This is a genomic window from uncultured Oceanicoccus sp. (assembly GCF_963968385.1).
Lineage (GTDB): Bacteria > Pseudomonadota > Gammaproteobacteria > Pseudomonadales > Dasaniaceae > Oceanicoccus.
On record NZ_CAXAHB010000084.1, the window covers coordinates 1 to 6,174 of the forward strand.

At 48.7% G+C, this 6,174-nt stretch carries 5 protein-coding genes and 1 pseudogene; 4 read left to right on the top strand and 2 right to left on the bottom strand.

The window, feature by feature from the left end; translation table 11 throughout:
• Both AACP44_RS08025 and AACP44_RS08030 read right to left on the bottom strand, forming a co-directional pair.
• Positions 1 to 344: pseudogene (locus AACP44_RS08025) on the bottom strand (DNA mismatch repair protein MutS); the annotation flags it as partial.
• A 257-nt stretch (positions 345 to 601) separates the two neighbouring features.
• Complete coding sequence (locus tag AACP44_RS08030) at positions 602 to 1,609, bottom strand: AraC family transcriptional regulator (protein WP_339340000.1); 1,008 nt, start codon at positions 1,607 to 1,609, stop codon at positions 602 to 604.
• Positions 1,610 to 1,844: 235 nt separating this feature from the next.
• Here AACP44_RS08030 and AACP44_RS08035 point away from each other — a divergent pair, with 235 nt between their 5' ends.
• The 4 genes from AACP44_RS08035 to AACP44_RS08050 all read left to right on the top strand — a co-directional run bounded on the left by AACP44_RS08035 (position 1,845) and on the right by AACP44_RS08050 (position 5,746).
• A complete protein-coding gene (locus AACP44_RS08035; protein WP_339340001.1) occupies positions 1,845 to 2,915 on the top strand; it encodes an MBL fold metallo-hydrolase in 1,071 nt (356 codons plus the stop codon).
• Between the two features lie 269 nt (positions 2,916 to 3,184).
• A complete protein-coding gene (locus AACP44_RS08040; protein ID WP_339340002.1) occupies positions 3,185 to 3,562 on the top strand; it encodes a hypothetical protein in 378 nt (125 codons plus the stop codon).
• 4 nt (positions 3,563 to 3,566) lie between these two features.
• A complete protein-coding gene (locus AACP44_RS08045) occupies positions 3,567 to 5,375 on the top strand; it encodes an arylsulfatase (protein WP_339340003.1) in 1,809 nt (602 codons plus the stop codon).
• A 2-nt stretch (positions 5,376 to 5,377) separates the two neighbouring features.
• On the top strand, positions 5,378 to 5,746 hold the full coding sequence (locus tag AACP44_RS08050; protein WP_339340004.1) for a hypothetical protein: 369 nt from the start codon (positions 5,378 to 5,380) through the stop codon (positions 5,744 to 5,746).
• Positions 5,747 to 6,174: the final 428 nt, after the last annotated feature.

Genomic DNA, 6,174 nt, shown 5'->3' on the forward strand with positions numbered 1-6,174 from the left:
GCTTCATCACTAATCGTGCCCGGTGTAATAATTCGCATGACTTTGCGTTCTACCGGGCCTTTGGAGGATGCTGGATCACCGACTTGCTCACAGATAGCAACAGACTCGCCGTGGCGCACCAGCTTGGCTAAATAACTATCTGCCGAATGAAAAGGCACACCCGCCATAGGTATCGGTTCACCATTGGACTTACCTCTGGACGTTAGGGTAATGCCGAGCAGCTCCGCTGCTTGTTCAGCATCGTTATAAAACAGCTCATAAAAATCCCCCATCCGGTAAAACACCAGCTCATGGGGGTGTTCAGCCTTGATCTTGAGGTATTGCTGCATCATGGGAGTGTGCATGCTTTTTTCGGTCTTGCTGGAAACCGTTTGATTACTGTGTTTGATAGTGGCTAGCCCTTTTGCTCTTGGTGTTGCACTATTGTCCCTGCGTTGGTGCTAGGTTGTGGATGTTGCCTAGTTACCATAGTACTGTTTTGGTATGCGCATGATGCAACACAATAGTAACAAAAAAGCACTCGTTGCATTAAGTAAGTGTCAAAACAGTTAAATCTGGCTGATGGTCAGAATCTATTCTGGTCGCGAGGACAAGTTATTTTCTATGCTGCCTGTTGTTGACGATATTTATTCGGTGTTTCGGCATTCCAGCGCACAAATGCCCGCCGAAAATTTACCGTCTCTGCATAGCCCAGCAGATAGGCTATTTCAGCAATGGTCAATTCAGTTTTGGCGAGATACTCTCTGGCCAGTAGATTTCTGATTTCCTCGATGATGGTCTTAAAGTTGGTGGATTCGGCGTTCAGACGGCGCCTCAGCGTACGTTCACTAACATGCAGACGATCAGCTACTTGAGTAATGTTGAGAAATTGGCCGGCGGACTGAATCAGCAGACGTCTTACCGCGACAGTCGTGCTCTGGGCGCCGTCCAGACTGCGTAGCATTTCTTCACACTGTTGATGAAAAACGACATGCTCAGAAGCGTTGGCGGTTCTGACCGGTGTATCCAGTAACTGTGCCGACATAAACAATTGATTGTGTTCGCAGTTGAACTTTACCGGTATCGGAAATGCGCTTTGGTAGTAGGCCAAGTGAGAAGGCTCTGGATAACTTACATGGATCTCTGCACCCTTGACCGAGCCTGCTTGTAGAGAAGTTCCTATGGAGGACAGTTGCGAAAAGCACAGTTCGGTAATGAGTTGTTGTTGTCTAGGCGTTCCATTTTTTAGATTGACACGCAACAACAACCCTCCCTTGTGCTCGTAAGATTGGTAGGAAGTCTGGAAAAATACCTTACCGTAGCGCTCTAATAATTCAATGGCTTCTCTCTGGTTGGCGCAGCTCATGAGGGCGAAACCAAAGGTGCCATAACTTTCAATACCAATCCGTTGCCCCAGTCGTATGGCTAAGCAAGGGTCGCCAGTGAGTTCTATGGCAGTCTCTAGCAGCGCCAGCCATTCAAGTCCCGAAAACCCTGCTTGGCTAGTGTCTGTGGTAGTTACACCTCGTTGTTGGGCCTTGGAAAAAAATTTGTTGGGCGTTACCTTTGCCATTTCCAGCTCGGACATCAGCTGTTTGGAAAGGTCGTAGAGTAGTCGATTTAGTGGCATCTCGCGCTCTCGGTAGCTATCGATTCAGACCAAACAATTGCAATAATATAAATTTAACCGTGGCCGAATATGATTCCATTTGTCAGGTAGTCGTTACTATAATAGATAAAGGTACACATTAGGAAGCGATAAGGATAAAAAATCTTTGTCTATGGTTTGATTTATTGAACATTGCCGTCAATGCTGGAGTGAAGCACTGTGTACTTAAATTAGACAAGTGATATAGCGAGCCAAGATGAAAAAGAGATGGTTATTAATCATTGGTATTGTTGTGCTCTCCATACTGATTTACAGCCAGCGAATTAGCATCATTGCCAATCTGGCTGAGAGGGCTATTGAGACGAGATTGAGCGTGAATCATATAGCCACGCTCGAAGATGGCTTGCATCTGGCTCTGTGTGGTGCAGGCAGCCCAATGGCTGCGCCCAAAGCCTCTGGTTCCTGCGTGGCTGTGGTTGCCGGTCAGCGACTTTTTGTGGTGGATGCGGGTAGCAACGGGCGCAGTGTGCTGCAACGTATGGGTTTTGATCCAGGTGATATTCAAGCGGTTTTCCTGACCCACTTTCATTCCGACCATATTGATGGTCTGGGCAATTTTGGTGTAGCCCGCTGGGCCGGAGGTGATTTTTTAAGTCCACTGCCGGTGTACGGTCCACAGGGTGTCGAGTCAGTTGTTGACGGATTTAATGAGGCCTATGCTCAGGACGTTGTCTACCGTCATGAGCATCATGGTGATCTTGTCGCTCCTTTGGCCGGAGCCGGTCTTAAAGCGCAGCCTTTTGTTCAACCTGCCATAGGAGAGTTGCTCACGGTTTATAGCCAAGACGGCCTAACCGTTGAGGTGCTAGCCGTGGAGCATGACCCGGTCGAGCCTGCCGTTGGCTACCTGTTTAGATACAAAGGCCGTTCGCTGTTGATTAGTGGTGATACCGTCAAGTCGGCCAATCTGCAGCACTTTGCTGAAGGCGTTGACCTGCTGGTCCATGAGGGTCTGTCAAAAAATCTGGTCAATATGATGGAGCGGGCTATGGAGAAGGTCGGTAATAGAATAGGGGCAAAGATCTTGTACGATATCATTGACTACCATGCCACACCGGTTGAGGCTGCCGAGATTGCCCGCGATGCTGGCGTTGGGCATTTGCTCTATTACCATATCGTGCCGCCTATTATGTTTCCCGGACAGGAAGCCCTTTATCTAAATGGCGCCGAGGATATTTTTCCCGATTATACCGTTGGCCAAGATGGAGTGGCTTTTTCATTACCGGCCAACTCGGATAACATTATTCGTACCAGAGACGGTTTGTAATCAGACAGACACAATCATCCAGAGGAAGAAAATAGGTTGAACAAACTGACCATTGGCCAATAAGATCAGCCAAGTCCACTAAGCCGATCGCCAACCTGCGATCGGCGGTGTATACCACAGGGTGCTGGATTTGGTTAACGCCAACGCACTCAGTAGTAATGTATTGATTGCCGGGTGACCGGCGTTACTGATAAACAGATTAAACAATTCAAGCCTGAAAACGGCGCATAAAATAATGCTGGTCATTGCCCAGCGGGAGAGAGGTAACGATGAATAAGCTACTTAAACTGTTGGTGTTATTGCCGGCTATTCTTTTTTTTATCACTGGGGTTCGCTGGCTAGTGACACCGGCCGATATAGCGCCTAATGTTGGTCTGACGCCAGCTGAAGGTCTGGGGTTAAGTACTCAGGTCGGCGATTTGACCAGCTTTTTCCTGACGCTGGCTAGCTGTATGATGATCGCGCTGATCACTGAGCGTCGCAGTTGGTATTATCCACCCATGATGCTGCTGGCCATCGCCTCTCTAAGCCGCATTATGGCTTGGCTACTGCATGATGCCACTCTGGCGATACGTCCGATTACCGTAGAAGTGGTAGTGGTACTGATTCTATGGCTCGCCTCGCGCCGCTTGCCGCAGGAAGGTTAAGCCGATGACCTTTATTACTATGCGCCAGCTTAATCTCGCTTCTCTATGTGTTGCCGTGTGTCTAGCTATATTCAGCGCGGCGGCATTTGCGGCTGAACCCGTTCGTCCCAATATTGTGTTTATTCTTGCTGATGATCTGGGTTATACCGATATCGCGCCTTATGGCAGTGAGGTTAATACGCCAAGCCTGAGCGCGCTGGCAGAGCAGGGCGTGCGTTTTACCAATTATCACACCGCGGCCAACTGTGCACCTGCTCGGGCCATGCTACTTACCGGCGTAGATAGCCATCTTGCAGGCGTGCCCAATATTCCCGAAATGTTAGCTCCACAGCAACGCAAACATGCAAACTATCAGGGTGTACTCGGCGAGGATGTGGTTACTGTGGCGACCCTGTTAGAAGACCAGGGTTATCACACCTATATGGCAGGCAAATGGCATCTGGGTATGGAGCCGCATAAACGGCCTAGTCGGCGTGGTTTTGAGCGCACCATGGCCATGATGGATTCTGGCGCCGACAACTGGGAACAACGAACCTATCTGGCCATCTATGATCAGGCCAACTGGTTTGCTGATGGTGAGCGGTTTACCCTGCCGGAGGACTTTTACTCCTCGCGCTTTTTAGTCGATAAAATGATTGAGTTTATCGATAGTAATTTGGCAGACGGCAAACCCTTCTTCTCCTACCTGCCATTTATGGCAGTGCACATGCCGGTACAGGCGCCGCAGCACTATATCGATCGCTATATGAACTTTTACCATGCCGGTTGGGATGCACTGCGTCAGCAGCGTATGCAGCGAGCAGTAGCCTTGGGTATCGTGCCGACAGACACGGCCATGGTTCGTATGGCAACAACCGAAGATTGGGATGCACTCAGCGAGCAGCAGCGACGTTATCAAGCCAAACGCATGGCGGTTTACGCCGGCATGATTGAGGCTATGGATTTCCATATTGGACGTTTGATCGAATTTCTCAAACAGCGCGGACAATACGACAATACGATTTTTATCTTTACCTCGGACAACGGCAGTGCAGCCAGTGGCGCTACCGATCCGTTGGCCTTCCCCGCGCGCTTGATGCCACAGAATCTCGGGTATACATTGGATTACGACAGCTTGGGCCTTAAGGGCAGTTACAGCAGCATCGGCCCCGGTTTTGCCAGCGCGGCAGCCAGTCCCTTGGCTTATTACAAATTCTACGCCGGTGAGGGTGGCATGCGGGTACCACTAATTATTGCGGGTAAACCTGTCGCCCACCAGCAGCGGCTAACACCAGCCTTTGCCTGGGCCACAGATATAACCCCTACTATTTTATCGCTAACCGGTGTTTCACCACCTGCTGAGCGCTATGCTGGCCGGCCTGTGCAAGCCATCACCGGGCGCGACCTCAGCCCACTACTGTCAGGAGCGGCTGAACGGGTTTATGGCCCCGATGACGCCGTGGGCTATGAACTGACCGACCATGGTGTTTTATTTCAGGGTGATTACAAATTGGTAGTCAACCAGCCGCCGGTGGGTGATGGTCAGTGGCGTTTATTTAATATTGTGGATGATCCGGGTGAGACCATCGATTTATCAGCATCACAACCGCAACGCTTCCAGCGCATGTTGTCTAGCTATCAGCAATACCAAGTAGATAACAAAGTGGTGCCAGTGCCGCCGGATTACACCCAGACAAAACAAATGATGTTCAATATCTTGCTGCAGTACCGCGACGCTATTCTTATCCTTGTGCTAACACTGTTAATGTTGCTGCCGTTTTACGTTGCCTATCGAATTAAACAAGGCACCCAACCAGAAAAGGTAAATCGATGATCATGCGCTGTGCTGTTTTTAGCTTAGTCTTACTGTTTGCACCATTGGCCTGCAACGCAGAAATTGCAGGTGTCTGGAAACATGCAAAAACGCCTGTCTGGTTGGAGATCCTTCCACACAAGGGTAGTGCTATAGTGGTACGCAATGATCAGCATCCCAACCGGGTTGGTCGCGAAGTACTGAAGACAATAAAAGCCGACAGTCGTCAGCAAAATCTGTGGCAGGCATTGTTTTATATTGAAAAATTAGGTGAGTATAAGCGAGTGAAGATTGCTTTACCTGAAACCGACCGTATGCTGATAACCGGTAAGGTCGGTTTTATCAGCCGCAGCGTAGAGTGGGTGCGCGCTGATAGCTTACCGGCACGGTAGTGTTACACCACCACAATAGTACTTTGGTATTGTTGTGCGCGGTAAAAGCCTTCCTTGTAGCCGCCATAACAGCATTGTAAATAGTTACAATTATCCATAATGGCAGATTAAGAATAATAGTGTATATCGCTTTACCCCTTGTATTTACTGGCCTACAGGCGGTCCATGGCAGCTAACATATCAGCTTGTTAATTTTTTTAGCAGTCTTATAGGTATCAATGCAGCGCATATTGGGAATATTTAACCTTTTTTTCATTCAGTAGAGTGCTATGGTTAGTCCCGATAGTTTCTATCGTAAAAAAACAAAATAATTAATAATCTCTCTGGAGTTAGTTATGAATAATAAAATAGCCTTATTAGCCGCTGCTGTTGCAGCATCTACAGCAAGCGTATCTGCTCAGGCAGCTACCTATGAATACTCAGGTAAT